The organism is Neobacillus sp. FW104-15D2 (assembly GCF_058790155.1).
This window is the reverse complement of the sequence record NZ_JBYTCJ010000046.1, coordinates 1-25355: the sequence shown is the minus strand read 5'-3', so window position 1 is coordinate 25355 and position 25355 is coordinate 1. Positions and strand designations below refer to the sequence as shown.

The 25355-nt window shown below is 36.1% G+C and carries 29 protein-coding genes, 1 pseudogene and 1 other annotated feature; of the genes and pseudogenes, 21 read left to right on the top strand and 9 right to left on the bottom strand.

Annotation, left to right across the window (positions count from 1 at the left end):
- Nucleotides 1-551: 551 nt before the first annotated feature.
- Nucleotides 552-1373 (bottom strand): DUF4405 domain-containing protein, encoded by an 822-nt coding sequence (locus AC3WR0_RS24050; protein ID WP_492554632.1) that lies wholly within the window; start codon nt 1371-1373, stop codon nt 552-554.
- A 741-nt stretch (nt 1374-2114) separates the two neighbouring features.
- On the opposite strand from AC3WR0_RS24050, the gene AC3WR0_RS24045 reads away from it, so the two are divergent.
- From AC3WR0_RS24045 to AC3WR0_RS24030, 4 genes are all read left to right on the top strand, one after another.
- Nucleotides 2115-3014 (top strand): DMT family transporter, encoded by a 900-nt coding sequence (locus AC3WR0_RS24045; protein WP_492554631.1) that lies wholly within the window; start codon nt 2115-2117, stop codon nt 3012-3014.
- 144 nt (nt 3015-3158) lie between these two features.
- The gene (locus AC3WR0_RS24040; RefSeq protein WP_492554634.1) at nt 3159-3608 is read left to right on the top strand and encodes a YfmQ family protein; all 450 of its coding nucleotides are present in this window, start codon (nt 3159-3161) and stop codon (nt 3606-3608) included.
- Between the two features lie 173 nt (nt 3609-3781).
- Complete coding sequence (locus AC3WR0_RS24035) at nt 3782-4258, top strand: hypothetical protein (protein WP_492554630.1); 477 nt, start codon at nt 3782-3784, stop codon at nt 4256-4258.
- A 428-nt stretch (nt 4259-4686) separates the two neighbouring features.
- Nucleotides 4687-5430: an alpha/beta hydrolase gene (locus tag AC3WR0_RS24030; RefSeq protein ID WP_492554629.1), complete on the top strand. Its 744-nt coding sequence runs from the start codon at nt 4687-4689 to the stop codon at nt 5428-5430.
- A 460-nt stretch (nt 5431-5890) separates the two neighbouring features.
- Here the strand turns inward: AC3WR0_RS24030 and AC3WR0_RS24025 are convergent, their stop codons facing one another.
- A complete protein-coding gene (locus AC3WR0_RS24025; RefSeq protein WP_492554628.1) occupies nt 5891-6571 on the bottom strand; it encodes a DUF1129 family protein in 681 nt (226 codons plus the stop codon).
- Nucleotides 6568-6900, bottom strand: coding sequence for a PadR family transcriptional regulator (locus AC3WR0_RS24020; protein WP_492554627.1), 333 nt, complete (start codon nt 6898-6900; stop codon nt 6568-6570). Before AC3WR0_RS24020 ends, AC3WR0_RS24025 begins: the two co-directional genes overlap by 4 nt.
- A gap of 895 nt (nt 6901-7795) precedes the next feature.
- Here AC3WR0_RS24020 and AC3WR0_RS24015 point away from each other — a divergent pair.
- Both AC3WR0_RS24015 and AC3WR0_RS24010 read left to right on the top strand, forming a co-directional pair.
- A complete protein-coding gene (locus AC3WR0_RS24015; RefSeq protein ID WP_492554626.1) occupies nt 7796-8332 on the top strand; it encodes a GNAT family N-acetyltransferase in 537 nt (178 codons plus the stop codon).
- A 41-nt stretch (nt 8333-8373) separates the two neighbouring features.
- Nucleotides 8374-9180, top strand: a complete 807-nt coding sequence (locus AC3WR0_RS24010) for an aminoglycoside adenylyltransferase domain-containing protein (protein ID WP_492554625.1) — start codon at nt 8374-8376, stop codon at nt 9178-9180.
- Nucleotides 9181-9251: 71 nt separating this feature from the next.
- Here AC3WR0_RS24010 and AC3WR0_RS24005 read toward each other — a convergent pair whose 3' ends face one another.
- Entirely contained in the window at nt 9252-9533 is a 282-nt protein-coding gene (locus AC3WR0_RS24005) for an AbrB/MazE/SpoVT family DNA-binding domain-containing protein (RefSeq protein WP_027319763.1), read from the bottom strand.
- 313 nt (nt 9534-9846) lie between these two features.
- On the opposite strand from AC3WR0_RS24005, the gene AC3WR0_RS24000 reads away from it, so the two are divergent.
- The 4 genes from AC3WR0_RS24000 to argS all read left to right on the top strand — a co-directional run bounded on the left by AC3WR0_RS24000 (nt 9847) and on the right by argS (nt 14132).
- Nucleotides 9847-10491 (top strand): SDR family oxidoreductase, encoded by a 645-nt coding sequence (locus AC3WR0_RS24000; protein WP_492554624.1) that lies wholly within the window; start codon nt 9847-9849, stop codon nt 10489-10491.
- Between the two features lie 218 nt (nt 10492-10709).
- On the top strand, nt 10710-11363 hold the full coding sequence (locus tag AC3WR0_RS23995) for a DsbA family oxidoreductase (RefSeq protein ID WP_492554633.1): 654 nt from the start codon (nt 10710-10712) through the stop codon (nt 11361-11363).
- A 385-nt stretch (nt 11364-11748) separates the two neighbouring features.
- A complete protein-coding gene (locus tag AC3WR0_RS23990) occupies nt 11749-12108 on the top strand; it encodes a hypothetical protein (RefSeq protein WP_492554623.1) in 360 nt (119 codons plus the stop codon).
- Nucleotides 12109-12183: 75 nt separating this feature from the next.
- Nucleotides 12184-12403: a binding site (T-box leader), on the top strand.
- A 46-nt stretch (nt 12404-12449) separates the two neighbouring features.
- On the top strand, nt 12450-14132 hold the full coding sequence (argS, locus tag AC3WR0_RS23985) for an arginine--tRNA ligase (RefSeq protein WP_492554622.1): 1683 nt from the start codon (nt 12450-12452) through the stop codon (nt 14130-14132).
- A gap of 32 nt (nt 14133-14164) precedes the next feature.
- On the opposite strand, the gene AC3WR0_RS23980 is transcribed toward argS, so the two are convergent.
- The 3 genes from AC3WR0_RS23980 to AC3WR0_RS23970 all read right to left on the bottom strand — a co-directional run bounded on the left by AC3WR0_RS23980 (nt 14165) and on the right by AC3WR0_RS23970 (nt 17027).
- The gene (locus tag AC3WR0_RS23980; protein WP_492554621.1) at nt 14165-15019 is read right to left on the bottom strand and encodes a VOC family protein; all 855 of its coding nucleotides are present in this window, start codon (nt 15017-15019) and stop codon (nt 14165-14167) included.
- Between the two features lie 102 nt (nt 15020-15121).
- Nucleotides 15122-15721, bottom strand: coding sequence for an NADPH-dependent FMN reductase (locus AC3WR0_RS23975; protein ID WP_492554620.1), 600 nt, complete (start codon nt 15719-15721; stop codon nt 15122-15124).
- A gap of 448 nt (nt 15722-16169) precedes the next feature.
- Nucleotides 16170-17027: a peptidylprolyl isomerase gene (locus AC3WR0_RS23970; RefSeq protein ID WP_492554619.1), complete on the bottom strand. Its 858-nt coding sequence runs from the start codon at nt 17025-17027 to the stop codon at nt 16170-16172.
- A 715-nt stretch (nt 17028-17742) separates the two neighbouring features.
- Between AC3WR0_RS23970 and AC3WR0_RS23965 the strand changes: the two genes are divergently transcribed.
- Nucleotides 17743-18030: a SemiSWEET transporter gene (locus AC3WR0_RS23965; RefSeq protein ID WP_492554618.1), complete on the top strand. Its 288-nt coding sequence runs from the start codon at nt 17743-17745 to the stop codon at nt 18028-18030.
- A 138-nt stretch (nt 18031-18168) separates the two neighbouring features.
- Here the strand turns inward: AC3WR0_RS23965 and AC3WR0_RS23960 are convergent, their stop codons facing one another.
- Nucleotides 18169-18339: a hypothetical protein gene (locus AC3WR0_RS23960; RefSeq protein WP_492554617.1), complete on the bottom strand. Its 171-nt coding sequence runs from the start codon at nt 18337-18339 to the stop codon at nt 18169-18171.
- Between the two features lie 274 nt (nt 18340-18613).
- Between AC3WR0_RS23960 and AC3WR0_RS23955 the strand changes: the two genes are divergently transcribed.
- The 7 genes from AC3WR0_RS23955 to AC3WR0_RS23925 all read left to right on the top strand — a co-directional run bounded on the left by AC3WR0_RS23955 (nt 18614) and on the right by AC3WR0_RS23925 (nt 22885).
- Complete coding sequence (locus AC3WR0_RS23955; protein WP_492554616.1) at nt 18614-19186, top strand: bifunctional transcriptional activator/DNA repair enzyme AdaA; 573 nt, start codon at nt 18614-18616, stop codon at nt 19184-19186.
- Nucleotides 19183-20091, top strand: a complete 909-nt coding sequence (locus AC3WR0_RS23950) for a DNA-3-methyladenine glycosylase family protein (RefSeq protein ID WP_492554615.1) — start codon at nt 19183-19185, stop codon at nt 20089-20091. Before AC3WR0_RS23955 ends, AC3WR0_RS23950 begins: the two co-directional genes overlap by 4 nt.
- Complete coding sequence (locus AC3WR0_RS23945; protein ID WP_492554614.1) at nt 20084-20563, top strand: methylated-DNA--[protein]-cysteine S-methyltransferase; 480 nt, start codon at nt 20084-20086, stop codon at nt 20561-20563. The genes AC3WR0_RS23950 and AC3WR0_RS23945 overlap by 8 nt, the downstream gene beginning before the upstream one ends.
- 163 nt (nt 20564-20726) lie before the next feature.
- On the top strand, nt 20727-21629 hold the full coding sequence (locus AC3WR0_RS23940) for an NAD-dependent epimerase/dehydratase family protein (RefSeq protein ID WP_492554613.1): 903 nt from the start codon (nt 20727-20729) through the stop codon (nt 21627-21629).
- 98 nt (nt 21630-21727) lie between these two features.
- Nucleotides 21728-21883, top strand: a complete 156-nt coding sequence (locus AC3WR0_RS23935) for a hypothetical protein (protein WP_492554612.1) — start codon at nt 21728-21730, stop codon at nt 21881-21883.
- 211 nt (nt 21884-22094) lie between these two features.
- Nucleotides 22095-22574, top strand: a complete 480-nt coding sequence (locus AC3WR0_RS23930; protein ID WP_492554611.1) for a hypothetical protein — start codon at nt 22095-22097, stop codon at nt 22572-22574.
- A 125-nt stretch (nt 22575-22699) separates the two neighbouring features.
- Nucleotides 22700-22885: a hypothetical protein gene (locus AC3WR0_RS23925; RefSeq protein WP_492554610.1), complete on the top strand. Its 186-nt coding sequence runs from the start codon at nt 22700-22702 to the stop codon at nt 22883-22885.
- 26 nt (nt 22886-22911) lie between these two features.
- On the opposite strand, the pseudogene AC3WR0_RS23920 reads toward AC3WR0_RS23925, so the two are convergent.
- Nucleotides 22912-23010: pseudogene (locus AC3WR0_RS23920) on the bottom strand (hypothetical protein); the annotation flags it as partial.
- 251 nt (nt 23011-23261) lie between these two features.
- On the opposite strand from AC3WR0_RS23920, the gene AC3WR0_RS23915 reads away from it, so the two are divergent.
- The 3 genes from AC3WR0_RS23915 to AC3WR0_RS23905 all read left to right on the top strand — a co-directional run bounded on the left by AC3WR0_RS23915 (nt 23262) and on the right by AC3WR0_RS23905 (nt 25244).
- Nucleotides 23262-23543, top strand: coding sequence for a hypothetical protein (locus AC3WR0_RS23915; protein ID WP_492554609.1), 282 nt, complete (start codon nt 23262-23264; stop codon nt 23541-23543).
- 280 nt (nt 23544-23823) lie between these two features.
- The gene (locus AC3WR0_RS23910; RefSeq protein WP_492554608.1) at nt 23824-24435 is read left to right on the top strand and encodes an FMN-binding negative transcriptional regulator; all 612 of its coding nucleotides are present in this window, start codon (nt 23824-23826) and stop codon (nt 24433-24435) included.
- A 194-nt stretch (nt 24436-24629) separates the two neighbouring features.
- Nucleotides 24630-25244: a cation:proton antiporter regulatory subunit gene (locus AC3WR0_RS23905; RefSeq protein ID WP_492554607.1), complete on the top strand. Its 615-nt coding sequence runs from the start codon at nt 24630-24632 to the stop codon at nt 25242-25244.
- Nucleotides 25245-25355 lie beyond the last annotated feature (111 nt).

Sequence of the window (25355 nt, the reverse complement as noted above, 5' to 3'; positions counted from 1 at the left end):
CCCGGTACAATACCGGGGCCACCTATTAGCAATATAGGCTCTTTTATATGACTGTCCGAATTAAGGGGTATATATCATAGAATCCCTCTCTCTTTTTGATTCGGCATAATAGAGGAGTGGTTTCGCGGGATTTTCTATAAAGTTGGCGGAATTGAGGCGTAGTTTGGCGGAAATATCTATAAAATTGGCGGAATAGAGGCGTAATTTGGCGGAAATATTATTAAAATTGGCGGAATTGAAGTACTGCTTAGAGGACAAATAGTAATATGGGGTAAACTTTGTGACCGAAATCCTCATCCAGAAGGAAAAAAGGTAACGAAGAGGGACGGTTAGTGACCGAAATCCTCATCCAGAAGGAAAAAAGGTAACGAAGAGGGACGGTTAGTGACCGGTACTTCATCCAGACAGAAAAAAGGTAAGGTAAGAGAATTCTTTGCGTGAAAAGAATGATAATGAATGGTGGAGTTAATATCTATAGCTCTTTGAAGAAAAATAAAGCAAGAGATTTTTTGGGCAAATAAAAACGCCCGTATCCATACAGGCGTTTGTTATTAGGCACTTTTAGCTAATTTTCTTTTACGTAAAATCCGTTTTTCAAGATAATAGGTTACAACAGTAAGGACACCAAAAATCGCAAAATAGTTCAAAATTACGAGAAAGGGGCTTCCTCCGCCTCGGCCTTCTTGTCGTTCGCGTCCGTCAAATCCTTCATGCCTACCATTAAATTCTCCAGGCGGTGGCCCTTGGAAATCAGAATCATTCTTAGACTGGAATACTGGCCTCTCACCATTTGCTTCGAATCTTTTTCCTTCTACATTTCCGTTACCTGCAGAGGAAGTGGAGGCAAACCATTGGATTCCGCCTGCCAGGATAGCGATTGAGAGTATGGCTGAAACAATCGCTCCTTTTCTCCATTTTCCTTCTTTAAACTTAAACATTTTCTTGCATATTCCCATTATCCATTTCCAATGAACACCGATATGAATTCCAACCAAAGCGAGTGTCACATTAGATGAAAGGTTATGGAGTCCCCGAATGCCACGGCTTCCTTCAATGGCAAGACTAGGCAAGACAACTCTTGAAATAAGGATACCTGTAATGATAATAGTTGCCATTGAAATTAGTAAAAGTATGTTTAATGCATAACTAAAACGTGTTTTTCCAGGAAGAGTAGGATTAAAAATTTTCTTAGTAGTCTGGATTACCCAGCGGAAGTTTAGGCCGATATGGGTAAGGATGGCTACTCCAATGACAAGCCCGGCAATCTCATGAAAAGGCAGTCCATTGAGGACCCTAGGGTTCATTAGTAAAGCAAATGTGATCGCCATTAGTAAATCTAGTGTTATTCTGATTATATTCTTTTTCAAATTCATCCCTCCAACGGTCCTTATACTAACAGGCAAACCTTAAGAAATTCTTAAGATTTCATTTTTTACTAAATTAATTACTTATTTGAAAGAAAATTACCAAAAACAGGAGGGTGGGGGAGGAATCTAACTTAAATAAATAGAAGAATAAAGAACTCCTTAAAGAATCGCGAGAAATGGGAGATGCAGTTAGCCATTATTACTGATATTCTCCTTCGTTCATATAATCGGTTGCAGGCTGCCAACACGGGATTTTATTCTTAAAATATTTCACGGTAATCAAATTTAAGTAGGGGGTGATTTACCATTAGCGGTTTTATTGTTGAATTGCTAGTTGATCTCGCAGGTGAAATCATTGGCCATTTCATCCCGGAACGAGCTCTTGAAACAAAATTCCAGAAGAATATTAACAGATTAATGGTAGAACCCTGGTTTTGTGAATTGGAAAAAGATTTTAGATATGAATACATCATCTACCAAAATAGCAAAGTGAAGCGATTTTTAAGCAGTGAAAAAAATATAAAAATGATCACCAGTATGGATGAGGAGAGAGAAAATTTCATTAACCTAATTAGAGAGGAGCATGTCAGATTTATAAAAGGTCGATAGCTAAAAGATTTTAAAATGGGGCGGCTTAAATTAGGCCGCTCTTTAATATGGGATCATCTTTTAAAACACCGTTGTTATCTGAAGGGAATACATTATTGTATTAGGCAAATAACAATAACTTTTTAGAAGGTGTAATTGATGAAAACGAAAGAAATTGGAGCTTTGTTTGCATTAGCCGCCTTATGGGGCTCCTCGTTTTTATTTGTTCGAATTGCATCACCGGCAATTGGTCCGTTTCTTACCGCCCAAGGCCGTGTTACATTTGCTGCGGCTGGTTTATTGATTTACGTATTTCTAATCGGACAATCAACCCTGTTCAGGCAAAAATGGAAACAATATCTAATTGTGGGGGCATTGAATGCTGCAATTCCATTTACACTTGTGGCAATAGCTTCGCTTCAATTGAATTCTTCTTTATTATCCATCATTAATTCCCTTACTCCTTTATTTACAGCACTTGTTGCCTGGGGCTGGCTGAATGAAAGGTTAACTATAAAAAAGTGGGCAGGTATTTTTATTGGTATTATTGGAGTAATTATATTGGTTGGCTGGAGCCCCATTCCTCTTACGTTAAAGGTCATTGCTGCTATTTTCTGTTCGATATTTTCTACGCTTTCTTATGGTTTGGCCGGTGTGTATGCTAAAAAAACTTTTGAGAGTGTCCCTCCCGCAGCTGTTGCCTTTGGACAGCAAATGGGTGCTTCCTTAATAATCCTTCCATTTAGCGTATTAAATTTGCCTAAATCCCTATCTGCCGTAACTCCTATTGTTTCATTTTCCGTTTTGGGAGTAGCCCTTTTAAGTACTGCAATGGGCTATCTTGTTTATTACTATTTAATTAAAAACATAGGACCAACTAAAACGGTAAGTGTGACATTCATGATTCCTTTGTTCGGTATGATTTGGGGAGTTTTATTTCTAAATGAACATATAACCATAGGAATGGTTGTAGGTCTTTTAGTAATTTTGAGCAGCATCTTCTTGATTTCAGATATACAAATAAAAAGAAAAAAAACGGAATTAATAAGCCGCTCTTAAGATAGTAGTTTTAAAATGTTCAGTAAAAACAGAACCTAGTTACAACAGGTTCTGTTTTTGTGATGAAGCATTTACCTCAGGGGGTACCCAATATAACACTCTAGTGCTATAATATAAATACTGAAGATATGGAGATGATTAATGATGACATGGGCTGTTGTGGTTTCTATAATTCTCATCAGTTTAGTTAAAATATTAATGACTTGTCTTCCAACCGGTGTTGTGGAATGGCTAATTAGTAAATTTGAAGTGCATTCAAAACTTAAAAGCGAAGATGTTACGGTTACGATTGATGATAGACGCTTGGAAGGGCAAGCCAAAATTCAAGTTATTCATGAATTTAATAACGCTGCATTTTTAGAAAGAAATTATATCTGGCCAGGGAACGAGCGATTATATTTAAACCCTGAAAACAGTGGAACTCGCTTGGTTATAGATACGAAAAAAGGCAAGAAGGACGTTAGGACGTTTGTGTTTATTTACAACGATCGCATTGATGTTGTAAAAAAATTCAAGAAAAAAGTAAAGGCGTATATTTTGCTTTCTGATAACCTCCAAAAGCTGTCTTTGAAGGACATAGGGAATGTCATTTAAATAAGAGTATGATTAGGTGCATTGGTCCAAAAGGATTAATGCATTTTTTGTTTCAACCCACAATATGATTAAAATAAAATCCTCGGTTAGAAAAGAAAAGTAGGAAATTAGGACAAGTACACAATCAAAGGCTACATTTTTTTAATATAGCTATATTAAAAAGGAGATTACGAATGGCGACTATACCTAATTTCCCTGAGCAATTTCTTGATGAGCACTTAAGATGGCATAACATGCATATGGATATGCGATCACAATCTGGAAGTGGAATGGAATTCCTCGATTTTCATCGTAACTTTATACAGAAAACCTTAAGCTGGTATCATCAGCAAGGGTATAACCCACGCAGGGTAGAACCATGGTCTTCGATTCCAATGGAAATTAAAAGGCATCCAGCATGGAGCAAAACTTTAGATGAAGCTGAAAATCGTATTACTAGAAATCTTTCATCGTTTGGTTCGGCTGATGAACTGGGCAGTTTTATCCAAAATTCTAATCTTCATGCTGCTATACACATGCTCGGAGCGGATGTTTTTGACGAGGATGATTTTAGTCAGGTGGCACGTGCACCAAGGAGTACTCTCTTCTATAACTGGCATGGGCTGATTGATAACTGGTACAATCAGTTTGAAAATAGAAATAGAGGATAATTGAAACTGGCACGGCTAAAGCCGCAAGCCCTACACCATAACCATAACAGCTTAGGTAAAGCACATAGAAAACAAATAGAAAAGCAGTGGATTTTTCCAAAAGAAATTCACTGCTTTTAGTATTATATAGGCAGTTATATTTATTGTTATATCCGACTCGTTCCTTAGATTTATTGATTGAGTTAACAGTGGGTACGTCTGAAAGAGAACTCAAATTAAAAGAAACTCGTGATTTTTGGACAGAATACATAATAATGTTATGTAAACTAAATGAATGCCATTCTATCACTCAATTAAAGGTAATTAAGTTTATTTGAAATAGGAGGCACTGTTACTAATATCTTTGGATATTTTTTTTCAAAATGAAGGTTTTAACGGAATAAAAGCGAATTCTTTTTATGAAGGTCAACTAAAATGGAGGAATGAATATGTCTGAAGCTTATCCTATTTTAGAAGGTGCGGAACCGTTCTACTTTGAAGGAAATCGAGTGGGAATCTTAGTATCTCATGGTTTTACAGGATCGACCCAGAGCATGCGGCCTTTAGGTGAGGCGTATGCTGCAGCCGGTTATACGGTTTGCGGACCGCGTCTTAAAGGGCATGGTACACATTATGAAGATATGGAAAAGACAACCTTTCAGGATTGGATTTCCTCGATAGAAGAGGGATATGAATGGTTAAAACAGCGTTGTGATACTATCTTTGTTACTGGTCTTTCAATGGGAGGTACACTGACACTTTATATGGCAGAAAAATATCCGGAGATTCGTTCGATTGTCCTGATAAATGCGGCTGTGGATATTCCTGCAATGGACCCGGTGAGGCAATTAGAAGGAGTCAGATTTTTAGATGCAATTGGATCCGATATTAAAAAGCCTGGAGTGAAAGAACTGGCTTATGAAAAGACTCCTGTCCAATCAATTAAAGAAATTTTACGATTTATGGATGATGTAAAGGAGAATCTATCAAAAGTTACATGTCCTACATTAATTTTTGTTTCCAATGAAGATCATGTGGTACCGCCAGATAATGCACAAATCATTTATGAAGGTATTACTTCCGAAACAAAAGAAATCCATCAACTGAGTGATAGTTACCATGTTGCTACTCTTGATAATGACCAGCAGGTAATTTTAGAAAGAACGTTAGATTTTATCAAAAAAGCTATTTGAGGAGACAATTGATTGTCTTCTTTTTTTGCCGATAATAGGGATCGATAATATCAAATTAGCAGAACAATCGCTGGCTTTCCGCTGCAATTATATGTACCTAAATACAGAAAAAAAAGAAGCCTTTTACGGCTTCTTTCAATATGTGAATTTATCTGTGAGTTTTTGTACGCTTGGATTCGATACGTTCAAATTCTCTAATTTTATCAGATGTCGTAGTGATAAATGTATTTTTAATTTGAAGAAAAATATGGTTTAACATGAATAATTCCTCCCCTTTGCGGGTTGATTAGTACTATATGGTTATTATAAACCTCTGCTTCCTCTAATGGAAGTATCTCCCAAATACGCAGAATAGGAAAATAACTTGAAATTTTATGAAAATTGAAGAAGTATATCCAATTACAATGAAATTAAAAAATCCCATTTTAGCAGATGCAAAAATGGGGGGGAAGTGCATTGTTTAACTAAACCCAACTTCAAATTTTTTTAGCGTAGATAGGATTGCCCAAATGGCTCCCCCGGCAAGAATGGAACCCCACCAGGTAAACTGGAAGTTTGGACCGAACTTTGGTATTAAAAGATTTATTACAATGAAGATTAACATGGAAAATACTGCGAAAAGACCTACTATTATCATATCTTTTTTTTCATTAGATTTGTTTTTAAATAGCGATTGCCTAATGATCCTAAAAATATACCATACACCAAATAAGGTGATCCCCAAAGTAACAGCAAACTCAATAAGAATGCTGATTGGATACACAGTTGTGGTGATATCCTTGAATTGTGAGGCTATAAGGAAAATCGCTCCTCGAATCATTAACAACCAACTGACGATATTAATCACAATTCCGCTAATGAAAGAAAATACATTTCGTTTCTTTTCCTTCGGTAAATTTTCTATAATTTCATCAGCATAGCCTTGGGGATCATCACCGAAAATTTCTTGTGCTGTCTTAGCTTCCTGCTGGCCATCCAGAAGGTGATCAAGCATCTCGATTAATACTTCCTCGGACTGTTGCTCGGAAAGAGTTAATTGCAGACGAATGTAAAGTAACATGTCCATATAGTATTTTTCATTCTCCTGGTTAAGAAGCTCTCGTTTTCTGTTATTCTCCTCAATTAATTGTTTGGCCTTCACGGTAAATTCCTCCCTTTAAATAAAGAATTAACTGGATTAACGATCTGTTTCCACTCATAGACAATGGTATTAAGTGACTCTTTTCCTTCAGCTGTCAATCTATAATATTTTCGGTTGGGACCTGCTTCAGAGGGCTGCAGTTCTCCCTTTATAAGTCCATTTTTTTGAAGTCGGAGCAAAATAGGATAAATAGTACCTTCGCTCACATCTGCCAATCCGATTTCCTGAAGCTTCCTGGAAAGTTCGTAACCATAAACAGGTTCCTTTTCAATAACAGCCATCACACATCCATCCAAAATTCCTTTTAATAATTGACTTCTTAATGACATTTTATAGCTTCCTTTCTTACTCCTTATTAATAAGGCAAATTAGTCAAGGTCAGCTATTTTGTTTAACAAGATAGCTAAACAAAAAAATAACTACTTTGTTATGCATGATAGGTAAATATATTTTATCCTTTTTATTCCATTAATGTCAATTACAATTTATTAAGGAAACAAGGGTAATATTTTTGCTTCAAGTATTTGTCTTTAAAAAACATCGTAACACATGACAGCAGATAGGAATATTTAACAAACAAATAGGTTTTTTTGATATTAGAAAAGTCGGAAATGATCATTACACTCATAGGGTTCTTAAGTCAAAGAAGGTAAGAATTTTTTAAAGAGCAGAGAGATGGGGTAAGACCTATAATATAACGAACACTGGGAGGATGTTTATATGAAAAAATCGACAAAGAAGGTTGTTTGGAGTTCATTGCTTTCAGCATGAGGCGCGCTCATGGCTACGGCAGCTTATAGAAAAGTCCAGAAAATAACTATTAAATTTATTGAAGATATCGATAAGAGGAACAATGAAAATAGGACCAAATAAAAAAATCCTATTAGATTACGAAAACACTTAAACAGAAAAAAAGAGCTGATTTAAGTTGTTATCAACCATTAAGGATATGAAGCTAGTATAAATGTTAGGTGCATTGTTTGAAGAAGATCAAAGCAGTTATTAAAGGTATCAAAAAGATAAAATTCCTGGGGTTTGGGTTAGTTGAATTTAATTGACGCAATATTAGGAATAATATATAGTGAGTAAAAAAAAGAAAACTCACAAGAAGCAGTCAAGATATTTTCTGCGAATTTTTTGGGAAACCAAAAGAGAGGCAGGATAAACCATAGCATCTTGGCTTGCTTTTTATTTATTAATAATAACTCATTTGGGGGCTAAGAAATGATAATCAGGGAAGCGAAATTATCTGATGCTGAAGGGATAGCAAAGGTGCATGTTGATTGCTGGAGAACGACATACAAAAATATCATCCCTGACAGCTATTTAGACAGTCTTACTTATGACAAGAGGACACCTCTATGGATAAATAATATTTCAAGGAGCGACAATTATGTTTTTGTTGCCGAAAGTAATGAGGGGGAAATTGTTGGATTTGCCGACGGAGGAAGACGGGAAACCAATGACGTCGAAAATTCTGGTGACTTAACTTCCATTTATATCCTAGAAAAATACCAAGGCAAAGGAATTGGAAACAAGTTGGTCGAGAAATTGTTTTCAACATTTAATGAGTTAGGATACAAAAAAGTATTTGTTGAGGTATTAGAGGATAATAAGTCCAGGTTCTTTTATGAAAAATTGGGTGCGGAACTTTACAAGTCGACAACAATTGAAATCCAGGGTAAAGAATTAAATTTATTGATTTACGAGTGGCAAAGCTTAAATTCTTTACATTTAATCGATAAGGAAAAGACTACTTGATAGCAGGATACACTCAGAGGGCAGGTGAGAAAGGGAGAATTATGAGCAAAATCCCAGAAGATGTTTATCAACTATTGAATGATTATATTAGCTTATGGAAAAAACGAATGCCGAATCAACTTGAAGGATTATATTTACACGGCTCAATTGTACTTGATGCATATATTAAAGATTCAAGTGATATAGATTTTATTGCTATTACTGAGAATCGTTTATGTGAGGATGAAATAAAGGCTTTATCGGAGATCCACCACATTATTTCCAATAGATATAAAAAGCCAGAAATGGATGGGGTATATATTCTCTGGGAGGACTTAGGTAATATTGCAACTCATTATAACTCCTATTACCCATACTACAATGGAGGAAAAATGGGCTTTGACACTCATTTTAACCCCGTTACTTGGTGGCTCCTTAAAACAAGAGGAATGAACATTTTAGGACCAGACAGAAAAGAACTTAAAATTGAACTTAACAAACAGGACCTGATTTCTTTTGTGCTGGAAAATATGAAAACCTACTGGGCAACTCGTTTACATAGATTAGAGAATTCAAAGGAGAATCTACTAAAACTTTCTGCTCCAGAAATTGATTTTGAAATTGAATGGACCGTCCTTGGATTGTTACGTCAATATTATACCTTAAAAGAATATGATATTATTTCAAAACTTGGCGCGGGGAATTACGGATTGATACATATGACACAAGAATGGCACAGCATCATTCAGGAAGCAATAAATATTCGCAGAGGTGTGAAGGACAGGATTTTCCCTACTAAAGAGGAGAGAATAAATTCTGCTTTAAGCTTTCCTAAATATTTAATGAAACACTGTCAGCAACTGGTCTAATTTTAAATATAAAAAAACAAAAAAGCTCGTCATGAAGGACGAGGTTTTTTCGTTTTAAAAACAGGTTTTTATCAGGTTAATTGGAATAGTTCATTTAGCTGTTTAACTAACTCTTTTGCACCATCCGGGCTTAAGATAATTTTTCCATTTGCCAATTTGCGGTTTTTATCTGTTATTTCTCCAGTTAAAGAACATGCCATATCGACGGTATATTTTTTTAGAATGATACTATCTCCATCCGTGTAAATTTCTAAAGGATCTTTTTCTGAAATGTCCAAAGTCCTCCGGAGCTCCATCGGTATTACAATACGTCCCAGTTCATCCACTTTTCTTACAATGCCAATTGACTTCATATCTATTTTTCTCCTTTTTGATAAAACTTTTCTGCTTTCAACACTAGAATACAATTTTAAAAATTTACCTTTATATCCAATTTGTGAGGAAATTAAATTCTGAGTTTAGTTGGATAGTAATTCCTTTACAATGCTAATTCTACTAGGGGATTCTTAAATTATCCTTAAAATTTACCAATTTTAAAATGAGATTTCTTCAATAAGTCGATGTTCTGGTAAAAGGTTAACAGGAGTGAGATTCTTTTCTACTTTTATTTTTTAAATTATAGGGTAGAAATATGGAGGATATGGTTCAGAGAAAGGAGTTTTTATCTTGAAGGTATTAGTAGTTGGAGCAAACGGACAAATCGGGAAGCAGCTTGTGGGGCTTTTGAAGGAAAGCAGTGATTTTAGTGTTAGAGCGATGGTTCGAAAAGAAGAGCAGATAAAAGAACTTGAAAAGTCAGGAATAGAAGGGACAATGGGTAATCTTGAAGGAACAGTAGAGCAACTAGCAGATGCTGCCAAAGGGTGTGATGCTGTCGTGTTCACAGCAGGTTCCGGCGGACAAACGGGACTGGATAAAACACTGCTGATTGACCTTGATGGTGCTGCCAAAATGGTTGAAGCGGCTGAAAAAGCAGGAGTAAAACGATTTATTATGGTTAGCGCACTTCAGGCGCACAACCGTGAAAATTGGAACGAACAAATTAAGCCTTATTATGTTGCAAAGCATTATGCTGACAGGATGCTCCTTCAAAGTGATTTAACATACACAATCATCCGCCCAGGGGGCCTTCTTAATGAACCAGGCACAGGCAAAGTGAAAGCCTCCGAAAACCTTGAACGAGGATCAATACCTAGGGAGGATGTAGCCAGAACAATACTGGCAGTTATTAAGGAAGAAAGCACATATAATAAAGCCTTTGATCTAGTGTCAGGGGGAACTCCTATCGAGGAAGCAATGAAGAATTTATAAATGTTTATTAACCCCTCTCAACTGTGGAAGGGGTTTTAGGTTTAGTTTGATTTTGATTCTAATACTCAAAATAGGCTAAAAACAAGAGAGCAAGTGGCGGCCAATCAAATCCCGTGTAAAATACAAGCTTAGCCCCTATACTATAGGAGAATATCGAATCGGAGGGATAAAATATGCATATTGAAATGTGGACAGACTTTGCTTGACCATTCTGCTATATTGGCAAAAGGCGTCTGGAGGACGCCATTAAGCAGATTGACCATCCAATAGAAGTAACCTATAGATGCTTTGAATTGGATCCATCAATGGAACGAAATATAAAAGAAAACATGTATGAAAAATTAGCTCAGAAATACGGCATGAGTATAGTTCAAGCAAAAGCAAACACTCAAAATATGGTGCAAATGGCGAAGGAAGTTGGATTGGATTATCAAATGGATACACTTATTCTAACGAACACCTTTGATGCTCATCGTTTGACCTTGTTTGCCAAAACACAGGGCTTAATGAAGGAAATGACGGAACGGATTTTACGCGCCTACTTTTCAGAATCCAAACATATTGGAGATCACGAAACTTTGAAAGACCTGGCAGCCGAAGTAGGGTTAGACCGGGAAGCTGTAGGGAAAATGCTTGCAAGCGAAGAAATGGCTGAAGAGGTTCATGCAGATGAGCAAACAGCTCAACAGTATGGTGTTACAGGAGTTCCATTCTACCTTATCAATAAAAAATACGCTCTTACTGGTGCCCAGCCAACTGAGGTCTTTGTTCAGGCATTGAAGAAAATCATTGCAGAGGATGAAATCACCGTTTTAAACAGTCAAGACGGACTTATCTGTGATGACGATGGATGTGAAATCCCTAAAAAGTAATACGGCTTTGCTTAATAAAATGTCATACTAGAAATGAACAACTTGTTACTAAAAGAACTAGTGTCCCAGGAAACGGGCACTAGTTCTTTTATTTTGGCAGTGTTAAAGCTAATTAATGATTTTGATTTTGAGCGGAAAGCCAACCCCAACGGAGGAAATCAACAGGAAATGATTATGGTAACAGTTTTACGAATAGCAATTTACCTTTTTAGCTATCGTATACCTATATAAAAGGTTATGCGTTTTTTGGGTAGACGGAAGATAAAATTAAACAAGACACTTGGTAGGATAAACATTGTTTTCTATAGAATTAGAGTAAAGAGATTGTCGAGGTGATGAGATGCCTCACTTCACTTCTAAGCTATAGTTTTAGGGGGATGATTAGTTGTCTGAGAAAAAACAACTGCTAAAAGTTATGAAAGCTTTTTATGATATATCAAAACCTAACCTAGTGCAGGTAATATTTAGTACCCTTGTGGCCTTAGGTCCTCCCTTAAATCTTGTATTAATATTCTTTGGGAAACCAACGAAACATTTGTTTCTTTTGATACTTTTTACGATTTTTTCATTAGTACTTATTGTTTGGATATGGCTAACTTACTACAAAGATAAAAGGGAATTCCGTAAAAACAAAAAGCATTTGGATGAACTTCTTCTACTAAGAAAACAAGAAAAAGAATTCACCTACGAAGAGCTTGAACAACGGTATATTGACATTCTCGAAAATTTAAACAGAAATGAATGAGATTTGAAAATGTAAAAGTTTCCACAAAATATATTGTAATTTTCTAATAAATGGATATAATGATTCTAAATAATGATAAAGTCACTGATAAAGAGAGTAGTTATTTGCGAAAATAAAGCGAGTCAGGGATGGTGTGAGCTTTGCATGCAGCAGGTAATGAACCGCACTTTAGAGATGTTTTCCTGAAAGTGAGTAGGGAATACCGGGGAATCACCCCGTTACCAAATGGAGTGGTTTTTATTTTATAAAAACAATTAGAGTGGTACCACGGGACTAATAAACTCTCGTCTCTTTTATTTACTAAAGAGGCGGGAGTTTTTTTATTTTGGAGGAGATAAAAGATGAACTTTAAGAATGACCTTGCTGAATGTTTGTATGAAGCTTTAAATGGCCAAATGGACAAAAGCAGATTGATTTTAATGGTTGAAAAACCAAAATTCGAGTATATGGGAGACTTGGCATTTCCTTGTTTTGAATTGGCGAAAATTTTTCGAAAGTCACCTCAAAGCATTGCAGTGGAAGTGGCTGATAAAATCGAATCTCCAGTTTTCGAAAAAATCGAAGCTGTAAGTGGATATGTGAATGTTTTTTTAGATAAAAGGAAGGTTTCTTCTGAGGTTATTAAGCATGTTCTTTCCCAAAAAGAAAATTATGGTGCATTAAATCTTGGAAATGATCAGGTTATCACGATCGACTTTTCATCACCCAATATTGCAAAACCCTTTTCAATGGGGCATTTACGCTCAACTGTGATTGGGAACGCCCTGGCATTGATAGCAGAAAAATGCAGTTACCGTCCAGTCAGAATTAATCACTTGGGTGATTGGGGCACTCAATTTGGTAAACTAATTGTCGCGTATAAAAAATGGGGGGATGAAGAAAAAGTTTTACAGCATCCCATTAAAGAATTACTTGTATTATATGTGAAATTCCATGAAGAAGCAGTAAAGGAAACCAGCTTGGAAGATGAAGCTCGTGGCTGGTTCAAAAAGCTGGAGGACGGCGATAAAGAAGCACATAGATTATGGGATTGGTTTCGTGAGGAGTCATTAAAGGAGTTTTCAAAAATATATGATTTGATGGGGATAAGCTTTGATTCCTATCATGGCGAAGCTTTTTATAATGACAAGATGGAAAGAGTGGTACAGCAGCTTAAAGAAATAAATTTACTGGAAGAATCAGAAGGTGCACAAGTAGTTTCTCTGGAGGATCTACCTCCTTGTTTAATAAAGAAAAAAGACGGAACCAGTCTTTATGCCACCCGTGATTTGGCAGCAGCCATTTATCGCCAGGAAACATATCACTTCGTTAAATCTTTATATGTAGTAGGGAATGAACAAACCTTACATTTTAAGCAATTATTTGCTGTGCTGGATAAAATGGGCTGCCAATGGCAGGCCGGAATGACTCACGTTCCTTTTGGAATGATGTTAAAGGACGGCAAAAAAATGTCTACACGAAAAGGGAAAGTGGTATTGCTAGAAGAGGTCTTACATGAGGCTATAACGCTTGCATTGAAGGATATTGAACAAAAAAATCCAAACCTTGATTCCAAAGAGGAAGTCGCCCGCCAGGTAGGGACGGGCGCAGTTATCTTCCATGACTTAAGAAACTACCGGCTTAACGATATAGAGTTCTCCTTGGAAGACATGTTAAGATTTGAAGGGGAAACAGGACCTTACGTTCAATACACTCATGCACGTACTTCCTCGTTGTTAAGAAAAGGGCAGTTTAAAGAAAGTATGGGACTTTTAAGCAATTTTGATCTCGAAGCATGGCCGATTATTACTTCCTTAATGGCTTTTCCGGAGGTAATTAAACGTGCTATGGAAGAATATGATCCATCGCAAATTGGCAAGTATGTCATTGAGCTCTCAAGAGCATTTAATAAATATTATGGTTCTGTCCGCATTTTAGATGATGAAGATTACAAGCAGGCAAGATTATCAATCGTATATGCAGTTAAGATGGTTCTAAAAGAGGGTCTTAGATTATTAGGATTAGGAGCCCCAGAGGAGATGTAAACAAAGGGATTGCTGCTGCAATCCCTTTGTTATTACACTTCTAATTGAATAAGATTACCTGATGGGTCCTCAACAATTATATCGCCATCTACACTAGTGCTCTTGTAGCCTAGATGACTTAAATCATTAACAGCCTTCGTTCTGGTCTCATTATTTGGATAAACGAGTGAAAATCTTTCCAGTCCAACACTATTCATAGGTGGTTTAGGGGCTCCGGTTCCATTCCATGTATTTAGTCCAATATGGTGATGGTAGCCGCCAGTGGATATGAATAACGCCTGATTACCCATTTTACTAACCACATTAAATCCTAAGCCCTGGCAATAAAATTCCTTGATTTTATTTAATTTAGCCACATGTAAATGAATATGGCCTATCACGGTTTCAACGGGGAGTGTCTCCCTTGAAGCTCCTTTTCCTTCCTCAAGTAGACTGTCAGCATCTAATGGATTGGTTGCCATTAGGACTTCGCCGTTTTCCCAATTCCAATTAGATGAAGGCCGGTCAACATAAATTTCGATTCCATTTCCATCGGGATCCGCAAGGTAAAGTGCCTCACTAACAAGATGATCAGAACCGCCTTGTAAAGGGTAACCAAGCTGCAGCAGGTGGTTTAATACTTTCCCTAACTCCGTCCGGTTAGGTAATAAGATGGCGAAGTGATATAGTCCGGTTGTTCTTTTTGGCTTAGGAATAACATTCTCCGGCTGTTCAATGGTAAGAAGGGGAGTATTTCCGTCTGCACTTAGTATTGCTTTTCTTTCCGTTTGTTCCAGTATTTTAAAACCAATCACATTATTGTAAAACGTAAGCGAGCGGTCTATATTTTCAACCTTTAAAAAAACCTGCCCAACATAAATACAAGGTTTCTGGTGGAAGCTTGACATTTAATGCACCTCCTTTTCTTTATCCTTTGATGTTGATTTGAATGTATACATCAGCGAGCATTTAAGATAGAAAAAGCCCGTATAGGACGGACTTTCTCATTTTTATTTTCGTAAGGTTTTGAGTGCGCCGCTCCAAGCGTTAACTTGATCAAGCATCAAGTTTACATTACTTTCATGTAATTCGGATGGAGTGAATTCACTGAAGTTTGTAAAGTCTGTAAATAATGATAAAGTTGGATGAACACGAACGTCTGCAACCAGTAATTCACCTAAAATGCCGCGCAAGTGTTCAGCAGCTCTTGCTCCGCCAGTAGAACCGTAGCTTATAATCCCAGCAGCTTTGTTATTCCACTCATCACGAGCTGAATCTAAGGCATTTTTTAAAGCACCAGAAATGCTGTGATTATATTCAGATACAATGAAGACGAAACCATCTAATGAAGCAAGTTTTTCAGGCCAAGCTTTTAATCCAGGTTCATTACCTGTACCTTCACCCAAGAATGGTAATTTAAAATCTGCAATATCCACGATTTCATAATTAGCATCTCCACGTTTATCCGCAATTTCCTTTGCCCATTTTCCCACTTGTGGGCTAACGCGGCCTTGTCTTGTACTGCCTAAGATAATTCCAATATTTAATTTTTCCATTTTTTTCTCCTCCTTATTAGCTGAAGTTCCGAATAGATTGCTAAAAAAGCTCATAACTTTCACCTCATTAAATTAAGTAAAAAGTAAATAATTTATTTTAAAATAATATATCTTGAATCTGAGATAATAGTAACTCAAAGCCAAGTTAACTGTCAATCAAAAAATCTCGAAATTGAGATATTTTCATTTTTGATGAAGGTAAAAGGTTAGCAAAGAAAGGTTAACCACAAAAAAACCCGCATCAGTTAAAGATGCAGGTTACATTTCTGATAATTAATGTTTGTGGATTTGGAAATCAATTTTTGAAAAGTAACTTCTATAAAAACTACATTATTTAAGTTCAACTTGAGGACACCTTCAAATTCAGCAATAATGCCAGCACGCAATCCCTTAGCTCCAAAACTCTCATCTAACTGGACAAAGTGCGGATAATATCACTAAAATCAGGTCGTTTTCATTAAAGGATGAATCTAAAAAAGGCAACCCAGTGGGTTGCCTCCTTTTATGAAACAGATGCCGTTGAAAGGTCCGTTGCCTTTTTCAAATCTTTGTCGGATATATCTATATTCGATTTCTTAAATTCATTTTTTAAAACCTTTTGAATCATATCTTGTGTGACTTTACCTTGCTTAACCTGCGCGGTGAGGGTATTCTTCATCTTCGCAAATGATTGTTTTGATTTTGTGCCAGTCAGTTGAATGATATGGTAGCCATATTGAGTTTTGATAGGAGCGCTGATTTGGTTTTCTTTTAACGAATAAGCTGCCTTTTCAAAGTCAGGATCCATTACGCCTGTTCCAAACCATCCCAGGTCTCCTCCTTTAGAGGCACTGGCAGTATCTGTTGATTTTTCTTTTGCTAAATCCTCAAACTTTGCCCCACTTTTAAGCTTAGCTTCTATATCATTAGCTGTTTTTTCGTCCTTTACCAAGATATGGCTGGCCCTTATTTCAGGTTTATAAGAAGCGTATGCGGCTTTTAACTCTTTATCGGTTACTTTAATTGTTTTAAGGGCGGCTTTTTGTTCCAAGAGATTTAGTTTTACAGTGTTTCTGTAGTCATTTTCATCCTTAAAACCATATTGCTGTAAAGCGGACATGAATTGGTCTCCAAGTTGGTCTTTTGCCTTTTTGACTTCCGAATCTATTTCAGCTTTAGAAACGGTATATTTTTTTGACAATACCTTTTCTGCAGCAAGCTGCTGAAGCGTCTGTGTTCCATACTTTGATTTCATAGCTTGATATAACTCATCCTGTGTGATATTCCCTGCATCGGACTTCATAACGGCACTGCTGCTGTTGCTGCATGCTGATAATCCCAAGGCGCTTATTAAAAGTCCTGCGAGCACCCATTTCTTCATTACCTCACTCCTAAATTCTTTAATTTCAAAGGGAAACATAATTCCATATATGCCTCTTTTGTTTGACTAAAAATAGAGTACATGACGAATATGAACAAAAAGTGAACAACCCATGAAGAAATAGAGAATGATGAAAAATACATAAGAAAATCCATATCATATGATTCAAAGACTAGATGAACGACATGTCTCTTAAAACAGGACCAAGTTACAAATTCCCAAAATGGAGCATCTCTTTAAAAGTGTCCATATGAAAACAAAAAGACCTATCCTTTCCGCTTTTTAAGGACCCAAAGATAAATCTACTGCATCAAAAAGTCTTGATCATTGATGGCCCGATAACCATTAATGACAGTGATGGTTTTGAGGGAGCAGTAATCCTTTATATTATGAGGAACTGCCAATTTGAGGATTTACAAGGTAAGAAAGCTATTCTGCCTCCGACTGAATCTGACTGGCATTACCTAGATGAACATCAAGGCTCCTCTGATTAAGAAGAGTTTTTTCATTTTTAATTTTTTCCTTTTAATCTTTCTTAGTATTTAAAATATAGAATTAAACTTTTCCGTTGACTAACGGAAATTATATATCTTTAAAATGTAGCGCTTTCAGTTTAGTATGGTAATGGAGATATTTAATGAAATAAAGCTTTTAAATTCAACCGCTTACATTGAAAATCAATATAAGAACTATCAATTACAACAGGGGGAAGTCCATGATAACATCAATAAGTTATATGGCTGCAATTTTAACAACTGTTTCATTTATTCCACAAGCAGTCATGATTATCAAGACCAAAAACACCTCAGGGATATCCTTGGGTATGTACTTAACTTTTACTATCGGTGTTGCTTTCTGGACAATTTATGGAATCATGGCAGAGCTAAATGCCGTCATATTTGCCAATGCGATCACTCTAGTTTTTGCTTCCATCATATTAGGATATAAAATCAATAATAATCGTAAAGTGGGACAAAAGGCAGAGGAAAGACAAATTATTTAAAAACAAATTTACTATTTGAAGAGGTACATTGATCCAATAGGATCAGTGTATTTTTTTATAGGGACAGAATGAAAATTTCTTTTTTTAAAAGGGATTATAAAAGTGAAAAAAAACAGCTTCAAGCTGAAGCTGCTAAAATTATATGGCGTCTTTCAAATCCTCTGAGTAATTTTTTGTCCTGTTTTTAAATTGCGATTCTAAAATAGCTATATCCAATTCATCTTTTTCTTTTAAGTTTTTCATTATAATCATAGAAGCATAAATTCCAATAAAGAATAAACTTATCGTAAACAACCAAGCAGCAAACATTTTATTTCCTCCTTAGGATCTTTTAAAAGTATTTTAGTTGATTTTTCAAAAATTCTATGTGACATAAATCACAAAGAGGAAATATAAATTTAGTATTAAGGCGCTGCTCTTAAAGATCAGCTTTTTAGTAGTTAAATAAACAACCGGAAAAGTTTATAGAGTAATAAAAGAGCTCTTGAAGTAATATCGACTGTAAGAGCAAGAATGAGGATGAAAAGTAACTTCCCTTATTGGTAAAATAGGTTGCAGTAAGAGTGAATGGAGGAGAAGCACCATGACAAGTTTGGAATTTTCCTTTGATGAAATGTGGGAGAAAATCCTTGCCTGTGACCGTACATATGATGGCCTCTTTTTTACCGCGGTGAAAACAACAAAGATTTATTGCAGGCCATCCTGCAGATCGAGAAAACCCAAAAAAGTAAATGTAGAATTCTATTCATCAATCAGTCAAGCGGAAGAAGCGGGTTACCGGGCATGCAAGAGATGCCAGCCTAAATCTGAACATTCCCCTCATGAAGGTATGGTAAGACAAGTGATTTCATTTCTGGTCACTCATTATAAACAGAATCTGACTATGGAGGATATTTCCTCACAAATCGGTGTTAGTCCCTTTTATTTGGAAAGACTTTTCAAACAGGAAACACAAGAAACACCACGTGCTTATTTAGAAAAAATAAGAATAGATAAAGCAGCTTTTTTGTTAATAAGTACTGCTATGACCAACCTTGATATCTGTTACGAGGTTGGGTTCCAAAGTCCTTCTAATTTTTATCGGGTGTTTGGACGAATGAAAAAATGTACACCGAATGAGTATCGAAACCAGGTAAAGCAAGGGGCTGGCATATGAGCAGTTCAAACTTATCGTCCATGATAAAAGTGAATACGCCCAGGAACTTTAATTTTGAGGAATGCTTGGTTTTTTTTGGCAGATCTGATCAGGAATTGCTTCACAGGATTAAAGATGGATCTTTATATAAACTGATAAAGGTTGATCAAGAGTTAATATTATTGAAAATCGGTTGCAAAAATGATGTGCTTAATGTGGAGTTCCCATTAGGAGAGCCATCTAAAAACGCTCGAAAAATGGCTGCCGCATATATAGTGGATTGGTTTGATTTGGAACAGGATTTAGCCGGGTTTTATGAAATGGCTCAGGACGATAACGTTTTGAAACAAATAGCGAGTAGATATAGAGGATTAAGAATTATTGGCATTCCAGATTTATTCGAAGCTCTTACATGGGCTATCATAGGCCAGCAAATCAACCTGAAATTTGCTTACACTTTAAAAAAACGGTTTGTGGAACGCTTTGGGGAAGGCCTTACGTTTGAAGGAGAAATCTATTGGTTATATCCTTCTTTTGATAGGATTGCAGAAATAGACATAGAGCAATTGAGGGAACTTCAGTTTACTGCCAGGAAGGCTGAATACGTAATAGGTGTAGCAAAAGCCATGGCAAAAGGAGAACTAAAGAAGGAAAACCTTCTTAAGAAACAAGACTATCAACAAATACATAACTACTTAACAAATCTGCGAGGAATAGGTGCCTGGACAGCAGATTATGTTATGATGAAATGCCTTCACCAAAGGTCGGCATTTCCTATTACAGATGTAGGGCTTCACAACGCACTAAAGGTTCAATTAGGTCTTGAGGGCAAGCCAACCATTAATGAAATTAAAGAAATGGCTTTAAACTGGACAGGCTGGGAAGCTTACGCCGTGTTTTATTTATGGAGGTCTTTATATGAGTAATCAATATAAATTAGATTATCCATCTCCAATAGGGGTACTCGAAATAATAGGAACAAATAATGCGGTGTATTCCATTATGTTCGCTGATAGGGAGAGGCCGTTATATATTAAGCAGACTGACACGCCCAAGACACTGGTAAATTGCTATCATCAGCTGGACGAATATTTTAAAGGGGAGCGGCAAACATTTGCTTTTCCCTATGTTTTCGAGGGTACCATATTTCAGAAAAAGGTATGGGAAACCTTAAAAGGTATTCCCTTTGCTGAAACCGCGTCATACAAAGAGATTGCTGTTTCTATGGGACATGATAAAGCCATAAGAGCAGTAGGGAACGCCAATGGAAAAAATAAGCTGAGTATCGTGATTCCCTGCCATCGAATTATTGGCTCCAATCGAAATTTAACAGGATACGCTGGAGGATTGTGGCGGAAGAAATGGCTTTTGGAGCATGAAAAAAATATGAAAATATAAAATCAAGGGGTCTTCCAATCGGAGGCCTTTTTTTCTTACCCCGTAACTTTTGAGGGTGCAAAGCCGTTTAATTAGATAAAGGATTTAACAAATACTCTGCTGTATATATTTAAATGTAACCTTTAAAAAATAAAATGAAACGAAATAAAGGATGGGTGAAATAATGGCAAATGCATTGGTTATTGGCGGAACACGTTTTTTTGGGATTCATTTAGTAGAATCATTGTTAAAAAGAGGGATAGAGGTAACAATCGCTACAAGAGGCAATACTGAAGATCTATTTGGAGACAGGGTTCACCGGATAAAGGTTGATCGTTTCGATTTAGATAGCATGAAAAAAGCTTTTACAGATACAAAATGGGACATGATTTTTGATCAAATTTGTTTTTCAGCAAAAGATGCAACGGAAGCGGCTGAAATTTTCATAGGTAAGACAGGCAGATATATTTTGACCTCCACTTTGTCTGTATATGATTTACCTGAAGACGGTCAAGGATTAAAAGAAGAGGACTTTAATCCTTACAAATATCCAATCGAAATAAAAGAGAGGGACAAAGTATCATACCAGGAAGGTAAACGCCAGGCAGAGGCTATATTCTTTCAGAAATCAGGTTTCTCAGCAGCTGCAGTTCGCTTTCCTATTGTTTTGGGACTTAATGATTATACAAACCGGCTCAAATTCCATATAAATCGGGTCTTAAATGAAGAAGAGATCTATTTCACTAATACCGATTCTTCTTTTGGATACATTTCCGAAGAGGAGGCAGGGGAGTTTCTGGCCTGGGTTGGGACATCTGATTTTAAAGGCCCATTTAATGCCTGTGCGACCGGCACTTATACATTGAAGGAATTAATGGAGTTGATAGAAGAACGAACAGGAAAAGGGTTTATTTTGGCGGAAGAAAAGAATGAACAAAATGAGTCGCCTTATAATATTCCGGTCTCCTTTTATATGAGCAATCAAAAGGCGACTGACCTTGGCTACAAATTCACTGCTTTGTGTGATTGGCTTCCAGGTTTGATCAGCAAGCTAATGGAAGAGGAAACGGCTAAAAAGAAGTCCTAAAAGTGGTGAGATACAGAGTAAAGATTACTTTTAAAGTTCCGGGATAATTAATGATATATGGGTAAACATATTACTGATTTTAAAAAGGAGGTCAGTATATGAAAGATAATGAGGATAAAACTTCCGAGGGTTTAAATCAAATATTTGAAGTAATAAATGCTAAAGGTGATATTGGAGAATTAAATGAAATACTGAATAGTTCAAGCGCTGATGCTGACAAGGAAAACCTAGAAGATAACAATGAGCTTGTCTAATCCCCAGGATGTTATTATGTTTTTTAGATGTTAATCTTGCTGCCAAGTGGGCAGCTTTTTCTTTTTAAATGGTCAATATTAGGCGGCGAATTTTAAAGTTTTATTCCTGATTCAGGTGAAAAGGGAGATAAACGCTATAAATGGCGGATTTTTTTTACGATATTGGATATTTTAATAAGTAGTTGAAAAATAGGTCGAGGTGTTAATAATTATGATATCAAGGAAGCACTTAATATTTAATCTATCTATTATCATCATTCCATGGTTGTCGTTGTTATTATTCGGAAAGCGTAATATGAAGCGTTATTCTTTATCGGGCGTTTTTATTGTTATTTTTGAGATCATAAATCATTTATATGGACACAAGCGGAATTGGTGGAAGTTTTACGATAAGCGAAAATCATTCATCAAGGATGAACTTCCTTTTAGTGTGGGTCCTTATATGCCTCTTTCTCTGTGGATACTTAAAATTTCGTATGGAAATTTTAAAAAGTTTGTAATACTTAATGTTATCTCTGATGGGCTCTTTGCTTTTCTTATCATTGATGTTCTTAAAAAATTTAAAATCATAAGTCTTAATCGGTTAAATCATATTCAGTTCTTTATATATTTACACTATAAAGCTTATTTATTATATGGAGTACAGTATTTGTTTGAGAAAACAAGAAGTTTTAGTTATCCGGCGAGATAAGAGCGACCACGAAATTCTTTATCCTTATGAGCCAAGTAAACGTGAAATAAGTTAATAGATGTTTTTTTCTAACTGGTGCATGAATCCAACAATGATTCATGCTCTTTTTTGTTAATGAGGAAAAGATGCCTAGAACAAAGACAAGCGAAGAAGTGTATTTTGGAGATGCGATAAGAACTTTAGTCTCTATGGATGAAAAGTGGATCATTCAAATCGAAACAAGCGAATCCGTTTTGGGGGCACAACTCACAATCGTACTGGCGATAAGGAGGGGGTTTTATCAAAACGAAAAAAACCCAGCCTTCAACTAAAAAGTCTTTGAACTGGGCATTTGGTTCTACGGTTTTAAAACAACCTTTATACACTTATCCATTTTTGTATCGAAAAGTTCATAACCATGCTTAGCCTGGTCTAAAGGAAGGACATGGGTTACGACATGCACAACAAAAAACAGCTGAATAACTAGCCTTTTTTAAGAGGAACATCTAAACAGAACTGATTTTTAAAAAATAGGAAATAAATGATAATCCCTTGTAAAAGAACAGGGGATTATTTGTGCTTAAAGATAATGAAAAGTTGAACCACCTGTTTAAGAAAAGGGGGAACTTTAATTGTCACGGCATTGTCATTGCTTTCTCCCAGTAATCCCGCATACAATGAGAGTTATCGGCAATGGAGGGAACATACATGGAAATGGCTATTCAATTTTTGGAAGAGTATATGGATAAATGGAGAAGATGGGGGGAAATGGCTGATGGCGTAGGTATGCCAACTGAACCTTTTACCCGGAAGATAGAGATTGCTCAACCCATTATCCTCCATATGAAAGAGGGGAATTCTCCCACTCCTAAAATGAAACAGTTTATTGAAGAAGTAGTAAAGGAACACCTGGAGAATATGAATTTGGGCAAGCAGGATGAGCTGGGTCAGGATATAGTTAAAATACTGGATTTTTTGAAAACTTCATAAAAGTGGAGTTTTTCTTATTTTAAAGGGTCGGATTCTTTTGAAAGAAATTCCAATACAGAAAATGGAATAGAAAGTAGATATATAAAAAAGGAGGCAAATATGTTTGTCACTGAAGTTTAAAACTCTTAATTTTGCTGCCAATTTTGGGGGCATTTTTTTATGGAAATATTAGAGCATTTTCTGTGACCTAAAACGATTATTTTATCTTGAACCACACATAAAGGTGAAATTAATATAAAATAAAGAAAAAACCATATATTTATTTGAGGTGGAATCCATTATGTATATTCCTAAGCATTTCGAAATTAAGGATCAAGATGTTATTGAAAAATTTATCGAAAACTATAGCTTTGCAACTTTATTTTCACAACATAATGGAGAACCGTGCGCTACTCATCTTCCGCTGATATTAAAGAAAGATGAACAGGCTCTATATGGCCATTTTGCACGTCCGAACGAGCAATGGAAGGATGCGGATAATCAACAGGTTCTTGTGGTGTTCCAGGGCCCACACTGTTATATTTCACCTTCTTGGTACGAAACAACCAAAGCCGTACCTACCTGGAATTATGTGTCTATCCATTTATATGGAAAGATGGAGATGATCGAGGATGAAAAAATAATATTCGATTCTTTAAATGATATGGTTAATAAATATGAAAGCACAGATAGTCCATACAATTTAAATAATGTAGAATCGCGTTATATTGAAGGAATGAGTAAAGGAATTGTAGCGTTCAAAATAAAAATAACAAAAATTGAAGCAAAAGCTAAATTAAGTCAAAATCATCCTGTGGAACGGCAAGAGTTAATTATCAGTCAATTAGAAAGTACATCTAATCAAGATAATATACAAGTAGCTGCACTTATGAGAAAAAACCTTCAAAAATAAAAACCATGTCCCACTGAGGTTAACGGGGCTGCGTTAGCTCAAAAAGAATTTAAAATAGCCTTTGTTTCCGAAAGCTAGATATAGGAGATAAAATATACTTAATAGGGAACACTGAATGATAACTTTAGCATTTTAATCCCTATTTTTAAAAATGGTATAATTATTTATTCAATAATGGATAAAGGAAGACATACATGCGTACGAAGATACCTATATATGAACAAATAGCGATTGATATTGCAAACCGTATATACAATGAGAAATATAAGGTCGGAGAAAAACTTCATGGGAGATCTACACTTGCGAGCGAGTATAATGTGTCTCCTGAAACGGTTCGCAAGGCCATGAAAATCCTTGAGGATGTTGAGATTGTTAAATCAACCAAGGGGGCAGGGGTTGAAATCTCTTCTAGGGAGAATGCCTTAACTTATATTAATCGCTTTTCCAATATTGAAAGTGTAAAAGATATGGAAAAGCAGATGAGGAAGCTAATGGAAGAACGTCAAAAGCTGGATGAGCAGCTTTTTGAAACAATGAACAAAATTGTGGATTACTCCGGCAAGCTTCGTCATACTAATCCATTGGCGCCCATAGAAGTAGAAATAACAGATGAATGCCCCTATATTGGACAGACGGTTTCAGAGCTGAAATTTTGGCAAAATACTGGCGGTACCATTGTAGGTATTAAGCGGGAGGGGGAATTAACCCTTTCTCCTGGACCATATGCCAGCATCCAAATGAATGATATCCTGCTTGTAATTGGTAATGAACAAACGCATAGCAGAGTTTTGGATTTCTTATTTGGATAAAAAAACGAGCTTGGACTTTTCCAAGCTCGTTTTATATATGACAAATTGTATTATTAAGTGCGACATCTAGAAAATACAAAAAAACCCACACTCGCTTCGTGTAAAATAGAA